Source organism: Meridianimaribacter flavus (genome assembly GCF_004366715.1).
Taxonomy (GTDB): domain Bacteria; phylum Bacteroidota; class Bacteroidia; order Flavobacteriales; family Flavobacteriaceae; genus Gaetbulibacter_B; species Gaetbulibacter_B jejuensis.
This window is the reverse complement of record NZ_SOQZ01000004.1, coordinates 356,817-373,052: the sequence shown is the minus strand read 5'-3', so window position 1 is coordinate 373,052 and position 16,236 is coordinate 356,817. Positions and strand designations below refer to the sequence as shown.

Sequence of the window (16,236 nt, the reverse complement as noted above, 5' to 3'; positions counted from 1 at the left end):
TTTGTAAAACTTAAAGTAAATACTATGAATTCAGAAATAAGACAATTAGAACCAACACAACTTTGGAACAAGTTTGCAGACCTAAATGCTGTACCAAGACCATCTAAAAAAGAAGAGCGTGTTATCGCGTTTATGAAAGATTTTGGAAAGCAACTCGGTTTAGAAACAGTTGTTGATAAGGTAGGTAACGTCATTATAAAAAAACCTGCAACTGCTGGTATGGAAGACCGCAAAACCATTGTAATGCAATCGCATTTAGATATGGTTCACCAAAAAAATAACGATACCGTTTTTGATTTTGACACACAAGGAATTGAAATGTTTATTGAAGGTGATTGGGTAAAAGCCAAAGGCACAACGCTTGGTGCTGATAACGGACTTGGAGTAGCCACCATAATGGCAATTTTAGAAAGTAAAGATATTGAGCATCCTGCTATTGAAGCCTTATTTACTATTGATGAAGAAACAGGAATGACAGGAGCAATGGGACTTGAAGGTGGTTTATTGCAAGGAGATATACTTTTAAATTTAGATACCGAAGAAGATGACGAAATTGGAGTAGGTTGCGCTGGTGGTGTTGATGTTACTGCTACAAGAACTTATAAAGAAGAAGAAACTCCTGAGTTTAAAACAGGTTTTAAATTAACCGTAAAAGGTTTACAAGGTGGACACTCTGGAATGCAAATCCATGAAGGTTTAGGTAATGCCAATAAAATAATGAATCGTTTATTGTTTGACGGATTTGAAAACTTTGGCTTGAGAATTAGTGAAATTGATGGCGGAAGTTTACGTAATGCAATCCCTCGTGAAAGTGTTGCTACTGTTGTTGTAGATGCGATTCATGAAGAAGCGTTTGTTGCTGAAACAGAAGCATTGGCTCAAGAGATAAAAGCAGAGTATAAAACAATGGAACCAGATTTAACAGTTGTGGTTTCTAAAATTGAAACACCAAAATCTATTATGGATTTAGGTGTGCAAGAAGGATTAACAAGAGCTATTTATGCTGCGTTAAATGGTGTGTATCGTATGAGTGCTGATATTCCTGATTTGGTAGAGACTTCAAATAATATTGCACGTGTAATTGTAAAAGAAGGGAATATTAAAATAGGTTGTTTAACGCGTTCTTCGGTAGAAAGTTCTAAATGGGATTTAGCCAATACACTAAGAGCAACATTTGAACTAACAGGTTGTGAAGTTGAGTTTAGTGGTGATTATCCTGGTTGGCAGCCTAATATGGACTCTGAAATACTAAAAGTAATGGTACCATTATATAAAACACTTAATAATGGAGAGGAACCTCATGTTGCTGCTTGTCATGCAGGATTGGAGTGTGGTATTTTAGGACAAAATTATCCTGAAATGGATATGATAAGTTTTGGACCCAATATTAAAGGTGCACATTCACCTGATGAGCGTGCTCAAATTTCTTCGGCTCAAAAATATTGGAACTATGTACTTGAAATCTTAAAACAGATTCCGAAAAAGTAAATTGAACACCATAAAAAAACTCCATTTTCATCTGAAAATGGAGTTTTTTTATTCTTAATATTTAGAAATCTATTCTATTCCTGTCATTTCAGCAATAAACGATAGGTTTGATTTTGCAGGAATTGGTCCGTAATCACGTTCGCCATAGGCTAAGTGATAAGGAATGTACATATATACTTTATCACCAACACGCATATCAGCAAGGGCTTCTTTCATACCTGCAATAAGTTGTGCATCTGGACTAATTTTCATAGGGAAAGGCTTGTACATATTAGCTTCTTTTCTACGCTCGTCCAACATACCATGACGCTCAGCAACAGCTTCAACATTACTGTCAAATAAACGTCCATCTTCATAATAACCTTCGTAGTTTACATACGCTCTTTTACCTTGTGCAGGCTTTTCTCCATCACCTTTGTTAATGTAATATACTCTTAAACCTGAAGCTGTTTCGGTAGCTTTAGTTAGGTATTCGTCTAATTGTATTTTTATTTCAGCACCAGCTTCAGCATTTTTAGCTTCTCTAGCTTTCTTTTCTTCTTCAGCTCTTATACGAGCTTGTTCTTTCATGTTTTCTAAATCTTCTTTTACCTTAGGCATTTGCTCTTCAAAAACCTTAGCAGCGTTGAAAGATTTTGCAGCTGATCCTTTTCTGATAATGTTTACTTTGTAGATGTATACATTTTCAAGAGGCTTGTTACCACGTCCAACTTTTACGTTAGAAATTGAATCTTGTACTTCAATACCTTTTACCAATTGTCCAAATACTGAATGGCAGCTTACACCACGTTGGTCACAAGGTTTAAAGTCACCATTAGCATCAAAAGCATCTAAGCTTGGGTATGGTACTTCGGTAATAAAAAACTGACTTCCGTTGGTGTCAATTCCTCCACCATTTGCCATTGATAATACACCTGCTTTATCATGTTTTAAGCTTGGGTCAAAATCGGCAACAAATCTGTAACCAGGATCACCAGATCCAGTAGCAGTATGGTCTCCACCTTGAATCATGAATTTATCCATAACTCTATGAAAAGTCAAACTATCGTAAAATGGTTTTCCTTTAAATTGCTCGCTAACTAAAGGGTGAGTACCTTCGGCTAAAGCCACAAAATTGGCAACAGTAACTGGTACTTTTTCAAAGAATAACTTAGCAACCATAGTATCTTTAGAAGTCACTATTTCAGCATAAAGACCATCTTCTAAATCTGGATAAAGGTCTTCTTTGCATGAGGTTGCAGTTACTAGTATAAATAAAATAAATAACTGTAGGGCTTTACTAATCAGTTTCATAAAATTTTAATTAATTGTTTTGTTTTTTTGTTATTGTATTTACGGTTACCTTACACATTAAAGGTGTGTTAACACCTATTTTATTGGTGTCACCATAATAGCCATAGGCTTTTTGCGAAGGAAATAAGAATGTTACTGTTTCTCCTGGTTTCATAAGTTTTAAACCTTCTCTAAGGCCTGTAAACAATTCTTCTTTGTCCATAGCATAATCTTGAGGTGCTATGTCTTCTTCAGAATAGATTTGTGAACCATTCAAGTCTTTAACATCGTAATCAAAATTTACAATGTCACCAAACTGTGGTGTAATGGTATCTTGTTCAATTTTAGTATTGTAATAGTACCAAAAACCACTTTCAGAAGCAATGTAATCTATTTCAGGATTATCTTTAATAATACCTTCAATAAACTGTTGCTCTTTTTTATTTAGTTTAATATTTCGTTCTACTGAAGCATTAATAAATGAACCAGATTTAACGGTCTTAGGAAGTCTAGCTTCAGGTGATTTACAGCTAAAAGCCATAAAACTTATTAGTAATATAATGATGCTTTTATTCATGATTTAGGACCTCTTTATAGCTGGGTAATATACTAATAAATTTTTCAATAGTTTCTTTTAAGCCCAAATCACTTTTTCCACCAGCAGCATTTGTGTGTCCACCACCATTAAAATGTGCTCTAGAAAATTCGTTTACTGAAAACGCTCCTTTACTTCTTAGCGACACTTTTACAATGTTTTCTTGCTCGTTTTCTATAAAAATAACAGCAAATACAATACCTTCTAGCGAGAGACCGTAATTAACAAAACCTTCGGTGTCACCTTTTTTAAAGTTGAATGTGTTAAGCTCTTGTTGCGACAAACTTATGTAAGCTGTTCTGTACTCTGGCAATACTTTTAGATTGCTGAGTGCACAACCTAATAATTGTAATCTACTATAAGTATTGGTGTCGTAAATGTTATTGTGTATTTGAGCGTTATTTGCTCCTTTTTCAATTAAATTGGCAATAACTTTGTGAGTTGTACTCGTGGTTGAAGGAAACCTAAACGAACCAGTATCAGTCATAATTCCTGTATATAAACAGGTTGAAATGTCTTGGTCTATACTATTTTCATCACCTAAGTTACAAATGAAATTATACACCATTTCACAGGTTGATGACATGCTAACATCAGAATACATATACAATGCATAATCATCAGGTTGCTGATGGTGGTCAATCATTATCTTAATACCTGTAGCAGATTGGATAGGAGTTTCCATATCTCCAATTCGATTCAACGCATTAAAATCTAAAGTGAAAATAATATCTGCTTGATTAATTACTGTGTCACAATCTTCCTGTTGTAGTTCGTATTTTAAAATTGAGGTTTCACTAGGCATCCACTTTAAAAAATCAGGATAATCATTAGGTGCAATTACTGTAACCTCATGATTGTACTTTTTAAGGTAATGGTATAAACCTAAGCTTGAACCTATAGCATCTCCATCAGGATTTTTATGAGGTACAATTACAATGTTTTTTTTGGAACTTAAAAGTTGTTTTATGCTGCTGTAATCTTCATTTGTCATATCTGGCGAAGATACAATTTTTTAATATTGCTTTATATTGTTTTTGTTAAGAAATACATTACTTTTGCAACCAAATTAAAATAAACAAATGGCAACAAATAGAACATTTACAATGCTTAAGCCAGATGCTGTTGAAAAAGGACACATTGGCGCAATATTAGAAAAAATAACTGCTTCAGGATTTAGAATTGTAGCAATGAAATTAACTCACATGACTACTGCTGATGCAAAAGCTTTTTATGCTATTCACAGTGAAAGACCATTTTTTGGTGAGTTGGTTGAGTACATGACTCGTGGACCAATTGTAGCAGCTATCTTAGAAAAAGATAATGCTGTTGAAGATTTTAGAACTTTAATTGGAGCTACTAATCCTGCTGAGGCTGCTGAAGGTACAATACGTAAAATGTATGCTGCTTCTATTGGTGAAAACGCTGTACACGGAAGTGATAGCGATGAGAACGCAGCTATTGAAGGTGCTTTCCATTTTTCAGGAAGAGAAATGTTTTAATAACATATAATTCATAAAAAAAAAGCAGCTCATTGAGCTGCTTTTTTTATTTATCGTAGGACTAGTTTTTTGATAACGTCTTTACCTAAACTTTCATTGAGCATAGCAATAATTTTTTCTTTACCATAACTTAACTCTTCTCGCAAAACACTACTGCTTAATTGTACATAAAGTGTGTCTTGTTTTAAAACAATATTGGTAGTGTAGTTGTTTACACCATTTCCCATCATGTTTTCCCAAGCATTACGTACGTTTACCTTATCTAAACCTTGTTGTAGGTTGTTAGTGTTTACAAACTCTTTTAGGAGGTCGCTAATAGGTGAGTGTTCGTTGTTGCGTTTGGACATTATTCTTCAAGATTTATAGGTTCGTAACGTTTATAAAGATACATATCTTTATTGGCATTAAGAATTAAAAGTTCATCTTTTGTAGCGTTTAAAACCGTTTCTTTCCAGCTGTGAAAAGGTGTTTTGTAATAGAGGTTTAAACTATCGTTTTCTAAGACAATCTTAAGTTGTTCAGCATCATTGGACGTTTCAAAAGTTCCTGAGAAATTAGGTTTCAACTTTTTTCTAAAACCTGTTAAGCTGTCAGTAATTTCAATATAATCTATAGTGCTGTTAAAATTGTAGTCGCGTTTTGAACCATCTTTTAAAGTTACTTCATCAATTTCCCAATAACCTTCAATATGTTCTACAAATGTCTCAGGATTGTTAGAGCAATTAAAAAATGCCATAAACACTAAGCTAACGCAAAAGGCTCTTATCATAATTCAAATATTTTATACGATTGATGAATTTGTTTCACAACATTTTCGGTACGTTCAGCATGCGTATCGCTTATAAAGAGTTGACCAAAATGCTCATCGTCAACAAGACCAACTATTTGTGCTACGCGTTGTTCGTCTAGTTTATCAAAAATGTCATCTAAAAGCAAAATAGGAGCAACACCACTTTCTTGTTTTAAGAAATCAAACTGAGCCAGTTTTAATGCAATTAAAAACGATTTTTGCTGTCCTTGGCTTCCAAATTTCTTGATAGGATATTGCTCAATTTCAAAAATAAGATCGTCTTTATGAGTGCCTACACTTGTATATTGTAAAGCTTTGTCTTTATTGAGGTTTTTGCTAAGGAGTTCGCTTAGTTGTGCTTCAAACAAATCGCTTTTATAACTAAGATTTACAACTTCATTATTGTTACTAATAGCATTGTAACGCGATTTAAAAATAGGAATAAAGGCTTTTAAAAAAGCATCTCTAGTTTTAAAAATTGAGGTTCCATAAGTATTTAACTGGTCGTTATAAACCTCTAGTGTTTGAGCATTAAATGTATTGTTGAGTGCAAAATATTTTAATAACGCATTGCGTTGTGAGAGTACTTTGTTATAGTTAATTAAATCGCTTAAATACTGTTTGTTGCTTTGTGAAATAACGTTGTCTATAAATTTTCGACGTGTATCGCTACCTTCAATAATTAGGTCTCTATCAGCAGGCGAAATAATTACCAAAGGAATAAACCCAATATGGTCGCTAAATTTATCGTACACTTTTCCATTGCGCTTAATCATCTTTTTTTGACCACGTTTTAGCGACACGATAATCTTTTCGGTTTTATCATCTTTGTCAAACACACCATCCACAACAAAAAAATCAGCATCGTGTTTTATGTTTTGTGTAGCTACAGGATTAAAATAACTTTTTCCAAAAGCTAAATGATAAATAGCATCTAAAACATTAGTCTTCCCAACTCCGTTTGAACCTACAAAGCAGTTTATCTTAGTGTCAAAAGCAAAAGATTGGCTTTCAAAATTCTTGTAATTAAGTAGGGAAAGGGAATTTAAAATCATAAAACAAACAATATATTGATGTTTTTGGTTAACAATTATGGAAAAGGATGTGCAAATTATTGAAAAATAACAAATAATTTACCTTTTATTTACCAATAAAAATTTTATTTTTGCGGCGCATAAATAGAGAATATATGGCAACTTATAAGAAAAGAGGATATAAACCAAAGACTAAAGAAGAAAAAGTTGAAGCTATTGAAGAACACTCAACAACAGCTGAAGTTTTTAACACTTTAGATGAAACAGCTTCTAAGACTGAAGAATGGGCTGTTAAAAATCAAAACTATATTTATATTATTGTTGGTGTAGCTGTTGCAGTTATACTTGGATACTTAGGTTACAATAAATTTGTTGCTGAACCAAAAGCTGGAGAAGCTATGAATGAAATGTATAAAGCACAACAATATTTTGACCAAGCGGTTAATGGTGTTGAAAAAGATTCTTTATATACATTAGCTTTAAATGGAGGTGAAGGTAAATATGGTATGGTTGATATTGCTGATAAATACAGTGGTACTCCTGCAGGTAATTTAGCCAACTATTATGCAGGTATGGCTTACTTAAACCTAAATAAATATTCTGAAGCAATTTCTTACTTAAACAATTTTTCAAGTGATGATATCATGTTAGCACCACTTGCAAAAGGAGGAATTGGTGATGCTTTTGTGCAATTGAATCAGCCAAAAGACGCTATGGATTACTACGAGCAAGCTATTGCAATTTCTAATAATGAGTTTACAACACCATTATATTTATACAAAGCTGGTACATTAGCATTGTCTCAAGGTGAAAACCAAAAAGCATTAAACTATTTTACAAGAATAAAAGAAGAATTTTCTGCTTCAAATGAAGCTTCTAATATAGATGTACTTATAGGAAAAGCAGAAGCAAGTTTATAATACATATGGCAACTGCAAATTTATCCGAATACGATAAAAACACAATCCCAAACGCGAAGGACTTTCGGTTTGGGATTGTTGTTTCTGAATGGAACGACACCATTACTAATGGCCTTTTTAAAGGCGCTTACGATACATTAATTGAGCATGGTGCTTTACCTGAAAATATTGTGCATTGGCAAGTTCCTGGTAGCTACGAGCTAATTTATGGAAGCAAAAAAATGCAAGAGCAAATGGTAAATGCTGTTATTGCTATTGGTAGTGTTATACAAGGCGAAACAAAGCATTTTGATTTTGTTTGTGAAGCTGTTTCTCAAGGTATCAAAGACCTTAACGTGATGCGTGAAACGCCAGTTATATTTTGTGTGTTAACCGACAATAATATGCAACAAGCAATTGATAGGTCTGGAGGTAAACATGGTAACAAAGGTGTTGAAGCTGCTGTTGCTGCAATAAAAATGGCAGAGCTTAGACGAAAAGCTTAAAAACACTATTCTTCATTTTAAAACTGTTAACAATTTTTAGCAGTTGAAAGGCTTATTTTCCTAGCTTTTTAAGTACATTTGAAGTGTAACAACGATTATACTTTATAGTGGAGTTTTTTAAGCAACGTAAAAATAAACGTTTCAGTTATACGCCTAAACATCTTAGAGACCAAGATGATACTACCAAGAAAAGTGTTGAAGCACAATGGGAAGAGGTAAGAGCTGCTAACAAACGTAAGAAAAGTATTTTTACTACTTTACCCTTTTTGGTCTTGTTTTTGATTGGTGTATTAGTAATACTTTACATATTAAGTCGTTACGAATAATAAAGCGTTACATCATGTTTAAATTACGAAGAAATAAAAAGTTTGAATACACTCCAAGATACTATAAAGGCGAGGGAAGTCCTTACGAAATTAAGCATAAATTTGACGAACACAGGCAAACTGTAGGAAGCAATAAAGGATTAAAAACCAAGTTTGTTAATGCCATTGACGATTATAAGCATAATGAAGATACGGCTGGAGCCAACAGACGTGTATTGATTATTATAGGTGTATTGATTTTGGTTTTTTTGATTTTTATTGATTTTGACCTGTCAATATTCTTTTCAAAACGCTAATGGCAGACATTATTCAACTATTACCAGACCATGTTGCTAACCAAATTGCAGCAGGCGAAGTCGTGCAAAGACCTGCTTCAGTGGTTAAGGAGCTTCTCGAAAATGCAATAGATGCTGAGTCTACTGAAATAAAACTTATTATAAAAGATTCAGGTAAAACACTTATTCAGGTTATTGATAATGGTAAAGGCATGAGTGTTACTGATGCACGTTTAAGCTTTGAGCGTCATGCAACATCCAAAATACGCGCTGCTGAAGATTTATTCAATTTACATACAAAAGGGTTTAGAGGCGAAGCATTAGCTAGTATTGCTGCTATTGCTCATGTTGAACTTAAAACCAAACAAGAGCAAGACGAACTAGGAACCCAAATTGAGATTGAAGGTAGCGACCTTAAAGCTCAAAATGTTGTGGTAACACCAAAAGGAACGTCTTTAGCTGTAAAACATTTATTTTTTAATATTCCTGCTCGACGCAATTTTTTAAAATCCAATGCAGTAGAGTTACGACATATTATCGATGAATTTCATCGTGTCGCATTAGCGCATCCAAGTATTGTGTTTGCAATGTATCATAATGGCAGCGAAATTTTTAATCTACCAAGTAGTAATTACAGACAACGTGTAGTAAATATTTTTGGAGGTAAAACCAACGAAAAGTTAGTTCCTGTTGAAGAAACTACCGAAGTGCTAAAAATTTCAGGGTTTGTAGGAAAACCTGAGTTTGCTAAAAAGACAAAGAACGAGCAGTTCTTTTTTGTAAATAATCGTTTTATCAAAAGTCCTTACCTTAATCATGCTATCAATTCAGCATTTGAAGGTTTGGTAAAAGATGGAGCGCATCCAAGCTATTTTTTAAATCTTACTGTAGACCCAAAAACAATTGATATCAATATTCATCCAACAAAAACCGAAATTAAGTTTGATGATGAACATACTTTGTATGCTATTTTAAGATCAGCAGTAAAACACAGCTTAGGGCAATTTAACATTGCGCCAGTTTTAGATTTTGATAGTGATCCTAACCTAAACACGCCTTACGATTACAAAGATAAGAGTGTTGCTACACCACCAACAATAGAAGTTGATAGAGATTTCAATCCTTTTAAGGAAAAAGTATCTCATGGAGGTGGAAGCAGTAAACCTGTAGTTGCCTTTAAGAAACAAAATACATCTAGTTGGGACAGTTTGTATGTAGGATTAGAATCAAAAAGTACACAGCAAGACCATAATTTTAGTGAAGTAGAGTTTGAAAGCGATTCAAAAAATGAAACCTTGTTTGATGATTCGCAAACCGAAACTACACAAGCTACTTATCAGCTTCACAACAAATACATTGTGAGTACTATAAAATCTGGTATGTTGCTGATAGATCAGCATAGAGCGCATCAACGTGTGTTGTACGAAAATTTACTGAAGAATATGACTGTGAAAGAAGCTGTTAGTCAGCAGTTGTTATTTCCGTTGCAGTTGCATTTTTCCTCAACAGAATTGCCAATACTTATTCAGTTAAAAGAAGATTTGGAAAGTACAGGTTTTGTATTTTCTAGCGTTAAAGACCATACTATAGAGATTACAGGTGTTCCTTTAGGTGTTCCTGAGAGTGAAGTGTCTATTATTTTAGAACAACTGATAAGTGATGTTGAGCAAGAAGTACCAGACAGTAATTTTAGTGCTACAGATTTATTAGCAAAATCTATGGCAAAAAGTTTAGCTATAAAAACAGGTCAATCGCTTAATAAACAAGAACAAGAGCATTTGGTAAACTCACTATTTGCTTGTAAGGAACCTACGGTTTCGCCAACAAATAAAACGACTTTTATAACCATGAGTGTTGATGACATCGACAAAAAATTTATGTAAGCTATGATGAGAATTACAGAAACGGTTAAGCACCTTATTATTATAAATGTCCTGGTTTTTATAGGATGTCAAGTTGTTGGAGATAAGGCTTTTGCTCTTTTATCTATGTGGTTTCCTGAAAACGACAACTTTCAAGTTTGGCAAATTTTTACGCATATGTTTATGCATCATCCTACATTTTATTTACATATTCTTTTCAATATGTTGGGTATATGGATGTTTGGGAGTCCTTTGGAGCAGATGTGGGGAAGAAATAAGTTTTTGTTTTTTTACTTTTCATGTGGATTAGGAGCAGTGCTTATTCCATTATTGATTGACTATGTACAATTTAATTCTATAATAAGTCCATTACTTGCTGATGGATTAGATAAAGAAACTTTAGTTTCAATTTTAAATCAAGAAAAGTACAACCCTGATTGGGTAAAAACTATAGGAGAAAGTAATTGGAACTCTTTGCAAAAAATATTTTATTCTAATAGTTTAGGAGCTTCTGGAGCCTTAATGGGACTTTTGGTTGCGTTTGGGATGTCTTTTCCAAATGCTGAGTTGATGTTGATTTTTTTGCCGATTCCTATTAAAGCAAAGTATTTTATTCCATTATTGTTAGGTTACGAAGTGATTTCAGGTCTCACAGGAGGGAATTCTATGTTTGGAGTTAGTGTTGCACATTTTGCTCACGTTGGAGGCGCATTAACAGGCTTTATAATTATGTGGTATTGGAAAAAGAATCAGTTTAATAAAAATAGATGGGATTAAATGACAACACTTACTCAAGACATACAAGACAAACTAAAGCGTCTTAATGCCTTTGAAAAGATTATAGGTGTTAATGTTGTTATATATATAATTGGGTTTATACTTACAAAGGTTAAAAACACTACCAATGTATTGCATTGGTTTGAATTACCTGTGAGTCTTAACGAGTTTATATACCAACCTTGGTCTATTTTTACCTATGGTTTTGTGCATTACGGTTTTTGGCATATTGCTCTAAATATGCTTATCCTGTATTTTATTTCTAATATGCTGGTTAACCTTTTTAGTGTAAAACTATCTTTGAATATTTACTTTTTAGGAATTTTATTTGGCGGACTTGCATTTGTATTGGTTCATACACTTTTTTCTGGAAGCTTGGTTAACTATACGTTGCCATTGGTAGGAGCATCAGCAGGAGTAAGGGCTTTAATTATTTTTTTAAGCGCTTATATGCCTAATAAAGAAGCACGATTGGTAACCATAAACATTAAACTTTGGTATATAGGTGTAGCAATGGTGGTTATTGATATTCTTGGATTGTTTACCATAAACCAAGGTGGTTATGTAGCGCATTTAGGAGGAAGTTTGTTAGGATATTTATATGCACAACAATTAACTAAAGGAAATGATATAGGTAAAGGCTTTGAGCGTATAATGGATAGCGTTGCTAGTATGTTTAAACGAAAGTCGCCTTTAAAAACAGTTCATAAGAGCAAGAAAAAACCGTTTGCAGGCCATAATAAAGACGATTTTAATGAGTTTACTAAACAAAAACGAATTGACCTCATTCTAGATAAAATCAGTAAAAGCGGTTATGAAAGTTTAACTAAAGAAGAAAAAGCGTTTTTATTTAAATCAGGTAAGGATTAAAAGTCTATGAAGCGACTAAAATTGGTAGATAAATTGGTGTTCTTCGTTAACTCCATTGTAGCGACAATGTTGCTGCTGTCTTATATTTTACCTTATGTGTCGCCTAAAAACTTCGCTTTATTATCAGTTTTAAGTCTTGCAGTTCCTTTTTTAATACTACTCAATATTCTATTTTTTGTGTATTGGCTTTTAAAAGTGAAAAAGCAGCTTTTACTATCACTTATTATATTGTTTATTGGGTATAACTATCTGTTTTCATTGTATAAATTTTCATCATCCAAGAATATTGAAGATCCAAATAATATTTCAGTGATGAATTATAATGTGAGATTGTTTAATGTATTTGAATGGATTCCTGATGAAACCGTTAAAATTCAAATAGTCGATTTTATTTCTGAAAAACAGCCTGATGTGTTAAGCATGCAAGAATACAGGCCTGATGAAGCTATTGACTTAAAAGGGTACTATAAGTATGAAGAGCTTTCAGGTAAAAAGGTGAAAAACGGTCAAGCAATATTTTCTAAATTCCCAATAGTAAACTCGGGTTCTATTGAGTTTCCAAACACTAGTAATAATGCCATTTTTGTCGATATAGTAAAGGCTAAGGACACGATAAGAATTTATAATGTGCATCTACAATCGCTTGGTATAGATCCAACGGTTGAAAAATTAGCAAATGAGTCCTCTGAAAACTTATTTAAGCGTGTAAGTAAAACGTTTAAAATGCAGGAAAGTCAAACCGATTTGTTTTTACAGCATAAAGCAAGATGTAAGTATAAAATGGTTATTTGTGGAGACTTTAATAATACTGCCTATTCCTATGTGTATAAAGAGATAAAAGGCGATTTACAGGATGCTTTTGTTGAAGGAGGTAATGGTTTTGGACGTACGTTTAACTTTAAGTTTTTTCCTGTTAGAATTGACTTTATTTTAGCTGATGATGCTTTTGAAGTAAACGGTTTTAAAACCTTTGATGTTGAATTGTCTGACCACTATCCTATACTTGCTAAATTAAAATTAGCAAAGTAGTTTATGGTGTTTGAAGCTGTTGAGACTCTAAATAACTCATAGCATTTGTTCCTTCATTAAATAATAAATCCAATATGCTCAAATTAGGAATGAACCCATGCTTGTCATCAAAGACTTGTGTGTAGGAATCAAAATTATGAGGTTGTTCTTTTCTACTGTTTGCTAAAAACCTATAATCGGTTTTGCGGTTTGGTTCTATTTCAAAATGCTCAGTAGTAGAAAATTCAAAAGGTAATTGAAGGCAATCAAAAACAACTTCTAAACATTTCAAATTAAAATCTAAAAGAAATGTTTCATTACCAGTAAACAAGGGTTGAAATTCGTCTTCATAAAACTCAAAAAAAGGAGACGTTCTGTAAGCCGATTCTAAAGATTTCCAATGTAAATCCTGCCACCTACTATCATTAGCAATTTTTACATCCTTATAAAGTTGACGGTTTTTTTGTGTATGCTTTATAGGAATGTTTAAAAGCAGCTTTCCATTAGCAGCATAAATGTATGCACGATTTCTATAGGTTTGTTTTTGGTAATTATCACAAATCTCAAACGTTAAATTATCAGCTTTAGCAATAGCAACAAAGTGAGCTATACTAGGGAAATATGTAGGATGGAGTAGTACGTTCATTTGTTTATGCGTTTATTTGATAATTTCTCAACGCATTTGATTTATTAGTAAAATGGTTGGCGAAATAAACAAATAACAAATTAACTATTTACTTTTTTGCGTTTACGCCATTTATTAAACCCAAACCAACCTAAAAGTAACACTAAAAATGGGATGAGGTATGATGTTGGTTTTCCACTGCCACCAACAGTTGTAAAGAAACGCTCCCAACGAGGTTTTCCATTTTCCCAACTCATCCAAATAAAAACTGGTTTTCCAACTACGTGGTCAAACGGAACAAATCCCCAAACTCTTGAGTCTTGTGAATTATGGCGATTGTCTCCCATCATCCAATAGTAATCTTGAGCAAACGTGTAGGATGTTGTTGGTTGGTCGTCAATTATAATTTGATTTCCGTTTACTGAAAGTTTATGACCTTCATAAGCAGTGATAATGCGTTTGTAAAGCGGTAAATTTTCTAAGGTTAACTCTATTGTTTTTCCTTTTTCAGGAATATATAACGACCCGAAATAATCATTATTCCAGTTGTAATTCACATTACTAGGAAAAATACCAGCATCTCTAACACCATCTTCATTTTTTAATGGTACAACACTAGCAACTTCAGGATGGTTCTTTAAACGTGCTATAGCTTCGTCAGTTGCTGCAGGAATTAAATATGAACCTTGTGTTCTGCCATATCCTGGACCATCAGTAATATCATATCTATTTAATAAAGAAATAATATCATTTGGATGTAGATTACGCTTAAAGGTAATTTCATATGAAAACTGAAGTTTAGCTCTATCTGGTAAATCATTAGGCTTACCATTTATGTATACATATCCATCTTTTAGAGACAGCGAATCACCAGGAATACCAACACAGCGTTTTACATAGTTTGTTCTTTTATCAATTGGCTTATAGTAGAATTTGTCAGTATGACGCATGTTCTTCATAGTGTCCACAGGCCAGTTGAAAACCACTATGTCATTTCTTTTTATCTTTTGAAAACCAGGAAGTCTAAAGTATGGCATTTCAAATTTTGGAATGTACGATTTTATTTTTGCTACTGGTATTGTATCGTGTACCATTGGTGTAGCTAAGGTGGTCATTGGTGTACGAGCACCATAATGCACTTTACTTACAAAAAGAAAATCACCTACTAAAAGTGTTTTTTCTAAAGACGATGTCGGAATTGTAAAAGGTTGGATAAAATAAGTGTGAACAATAGTTGCCGCAACTATGGCAAATAAAATTGAGTTTACCCAATCTCCTAAACCAGTTTTAGGGTGTAAGTCTCTGTTTTCAATATATTTTACATCTGCTACATAATTGAGATAGAAATTATAAAATCCAAGTAAAACAACAGCTAATAATGTATCAGTTGCTGAGTTTTTACCATAGCTTCTTGCTGTTTCAACCCAAACTACAGGAAGCATTATAAGATTAACAATAGGAACAAAAAGTAAAATGGTCCACCACCAAGGACGATTAATGATTTTCATTAATACTACAGCATTGTAAAATGGTATAAAGGCTTCCCAAGCTTTTCTACCTGCTTTAATATAAAGTTTCCATGTGCCTAGACCATGTATTATTTGAATAGCAAATAAAAAAATTAACCACTGTGTACTCGTCATTTTATGTTTTTTTTATGAGTTGAAAAGTATTTAAAAACGTTACAAACCTTTGTGCAATTAACCAATGTTTAACACATCGTTCATTGAAAATACACCTTTTTTCCCAATAATCCATTCGGCTGCAACAACAGCACCTAAAGCAAACCCATCTCTATTATGGGCAGTATGCTTTATTTGAATAGTATCTACATTGGATTGATAAGTGATTTCATGTGTGCCAGGGACGTTTTCAATACGTTTTGCGTCTATTTTTATGTCTTTTGGATTTGGGTTATCTAATGTCCAATTGTCGTAATTGGAATTTTTAATAATGTCTTCAGCTAGTGTAATTGCAGTTCCACTTGGTGCATCGAGTTTTTGAGTATGATGAATTTCTTCCATCTCAACATTGTATTGAGGTTGCCCATTCATAAGTTTTGCCAATACTTTATTAACTTCAAAAAAGATATTTACACCTAAGCTAAAATTTGAGGCATAAATAAAAGCACCATTTTGCGCTTTGCATAAATTAACTGCTTTGTCATAATCTTTTAACCAACCTGTTGTCCCAGATATAACTGGAACATTATTGAGTAAGCAGTTTGAAATATTATTGTAAGCAGCTTCAGGAATACTAAAATCTATTGCAACATCGGCATCAGTAATGGTGTATGCTGTGTCTAATTTAGCTTTTATAACAATGGTATGGCCTCTTTCTTCAGCAATTCTTTCAATGGTTTTTCCCATTTTTCCATATCCTAATAAAGCTATCTTCATAATTTAAG

General features: G+C 33.2%; 19 protein-coding genes. 10 read left to right on the top strand and 9 right to left on the bottom strand.

Annotated features, from left to right (window positions below; translation table 11 throughout):
• Positions 1 to 24 precede the first annotated feature (24 nt).
• Positions 25 to 1,488 (top strand): aminoacyl-histidine dipeptidase, encoded by a 1,464-nt coding sequence (locus A8975_RS10735; protein WP_134200416.1) that lies wholly within the window; start codon positions 25 to 27, stop codon positions 1,486 to 1,488.
• A 69-nt stretch (positions 1,489 to 1,557) separates the two neighbouring features.
• Here the strand turns inward: A8975_RS10735 and A8975_RS10730 are convergent, their stop codons facing one another.
• Genes A8975_RS10730 through A8975_RS10720 form a run of 3 tightly spaced genes read right to left on the bottom strand, consistent with a single transcriptional unit; the run spans position 1,558 to position 4,349 of the window.
• Entirely contained in the window at positions 1,558 to 2,781 is a 1,224-nt protein-coding gene (locus A8975_RS10730) for a peptidylprolyl isomerase (RefSeq protein WP_131507699.1), read from the bottom strand.
• 10 nt (positions 2,782 to 2,791) lie between these two features.
• Complete coding sequence (gene gldI, locus A8975_RS10725; RefSeq protein WP_131507697.1) at positions 2,792 to 3,337, bottom strand: gliding motility-associated peptidyl-prolyl isomerase GldI; 546 nt, start codon at positions 3,335 to 3,337, stop codon at positions 2,792 to 2,794.
• Positions 3,330 to 4,349 carry a DHH family phosphoesterase gene (locus A8975_RS10720; protein ID WP_134200414.1) on the bottom strand — a complete coding sequence of 340 codons (1,020 nt, stop codon included), beginning with the start codon at positions 4,347 to 4,349 and terminating at the stop codon, positions 3,330 to 3,332. The genes gldI and A8975_RS10720 overlap by 8 nt, the downstream gene beginning before the upstream one ends.
• A gap of 88 nt (positions 4,350 to 4,437) precedes the next feature.
• On the opposite strand from A8975_RS10720, the gene A8975_RS10715 reads away from it, so the two are divergent.
• Complete coding sequence (locus tag A8975_RS10715; protein WP_129760457.1) at positions 4,438 to 4,857, top strand: nucleoside-diphosphate kinase; 420 nt, start codon at positions 4,438 to 4,440, stop codon at positions 4,855 to 4,857.
• 50 nt (positions 4,858 to 4,907) lie between these two features.
• Here A8975_RS10715 and A8975_RS10710 read toward each other — a convergent pair whose 3' ends face one another.
• The 3 genes from A8975_RS10710 to recF are packed head-to-tail and all read right to left on the bottom strand — an operon-like array spanning position 4,908 to position 6,702.
• The gene (locus A8975_RS10710) at positions 4,908 to 5,204 is read right to left on the bottom strand and encodes a DUF721 domain-containing protein (protein ID WP_134200412.1); all 297 of its coding nucleotides are present in this window, start codon (positions 5,202 to 5,204) and stop codon (positions 4,908 to 4,910) included.
• Entirely contained in the window at positions 5,204 to 5,626 is a 423-nt protein-coding gene (locus tag A8975_RS10705) for a hypothetical protein (RefSeq protein WP_131507693.1), read from the bottom strand. The genes A8975_RS10710 and A8975_RS10705 overlap by 1 nt, the downstream gene beginning before the upstream one ends.
• On the bottom strand, positions 5,623 to 6,702 hold the full coding sequence (gene recF / locus A8975_RS10700; protein WP_134200410.1) for a DNA replication/repair protein RecF: 1,080 nt from the start codon (positions 6,700 to 6,702) through the stop codon (positions 5,623 to 5,625). The genes A8975_RS10705 and recF overlap by 4 nt, the downstream gene beginning before the upstream one ends.
• A gap of 134 nt (positions 6,703 to 6,836) precedes the next feature.
• Between recF and A8975_RS10695 the strand changes: the two genes are divergently transcribed.
• From A8975_RS10695 to A8975_RS10660, 8 genes are all read left to right on the top strand, one after another.
• The gene (locus tag A8975_RS10695; RefSeq protein WP_129760464.1) at positions 6,837 to 7,601 is read left to right on the top strand and encodes a tetratricopeptide repeat protein; all 765 of its coding nucleotides are present in this window, start codon (positions 6,837 to 6,839) and stop codon (positions 7,599 to 7,601) included.
• A 5-nt stretch (positions 7,602 to 7,606) separates the two neighbouring features.
• Positions 7,607 to 8,086, top strand: coding sequence for a 6,7-dimethyl-8-ribityllumazine synthase (gene ribH, locus A8975_RS10690; protein WP_131507689.1), 480 nt, complete (start codon positions 7,607 to 7,609; stop codon positions 8,084 to 8,086).
• 107 nt (positions 8,087 to 8,193) lie between these two features.
• Positions 8,194 to 8,412, top strand: coding sequence for a hypothetical protein (locus tag A8975_RS10685; RefSeq protein ID WP_129760468.1), 219 nt, complete (start codon positions 8,194 to 8,196; stop codon positions 8,410 to 8,412).
• Positions 8,413 to 8,426: 14 nt separating this feature from the next.
• Complete coding sequence (locus A8975_RS10680; protein ID WP_129760470.1) at positions 8,427 to 8,708, top strand: riboflavin synthase subunit beta; 282 nt, start codon at positions 8,427 to 8,429, stop codon at positions 8,706 to 8,708.
• Positions 8,708 to 10,570, top strand: coding sequence for a DNA mismatch repair endonuclease MutL (mutL, locus tag A8975_RS10675; protein ID WP_134200408.1), 1,863 nt, complete (start codon positions 8,708 to 8,710; stop codon positions 10,568 to 10,570). Before A8975_RS10680 ends, mutL begins: the two co-directional genes overlap by 1 nt.
• Before the next feature lie 3 nt (positions 10,571 to 10,573).
• Positions 10,574 to 11,326 carry a rhomboid family intramembrane serine protease gene (locus tag A8975_RS10670; protein WP_131507685.1) on the top strand — a complete coding sequence of 251 codons (753 nt, stop codon included), beginning with the start codon at positions 10,574 to 10,576 and terminating at the stop codon, positions 11,324 to 11,326.
• Positions 11,327 to 12,196, top strand: coding sequence for a rhomboid family protein (locus A8975_RS10665; protein WP_134200406.1), 870 nt, complete (start codon positions 11,327 to 11,329; stop codon positions 12,194 to 12,196).
• A gap of 6 nt (positions 12,197 to 12,202) precedes the next feature.
• Positions 12,203 to 13,225 (top strand): endonuclease/exonuclease/phosphatase family protein, encoded by a 1,023-nt coding sequence (locus tag A8975_RS10660; protein ID WP_134200404.1) that lies wholly within the window; start codon positions 12,203 to 12,205, stop codon positions 13,223 to 13,225.
• Position 13,226: 1 nt separating this feature from the next.
• Here the strand turns inward: A8975_RS10660 and A8975_RS10655 are convergent, their stop codons facing one another.
• From A8975_RS10655 to dapB, 3 genes are all read right to left on the bottom strand, one after another.
• Positions 13,227 to 13,850 carry a WbqC family protein gene (locus A8975_RS10655; RefSeq protein WP_134200402.1) on the bottom strand — a complete coding sequence of 208 codons (624 nt, stop codon included), beginning with the start codon at positions 13,848 to 13,850 and terminating at the stop codon, positions 13,227 to 13,229.
• A gap of 80 nt (positions 13,851 to 13,930) precedes the next feature.
• Positions 13,931 to 15,472 carry a signal peptidase I gene (gene lepB, locus A8975_RS10650; RefSeq protein WP_134200400.1) on the bottom strand — a complete coding sequence of 514 codons (1,542 nt, stop codon included), beginning with the start codon at positions 15,470 to 15,472 and terminating at the stop codon, positions 13,931 to 13,933.
• Between the two features lie 57 nt (positions 15,473 to 15,529).
• Entirely contained in the window at positions 15,530 to 16,228 is a 699-nt protein-coding gene (gene dapB / locus A8975_RS10645) for a 4-hydroxy-tetrahydrodipicolinate reductase (protein WP_134200398.1), read from the bottom strand.
• Positions 16,229 to 16,236: the final 8 nt, after the last annotated feature.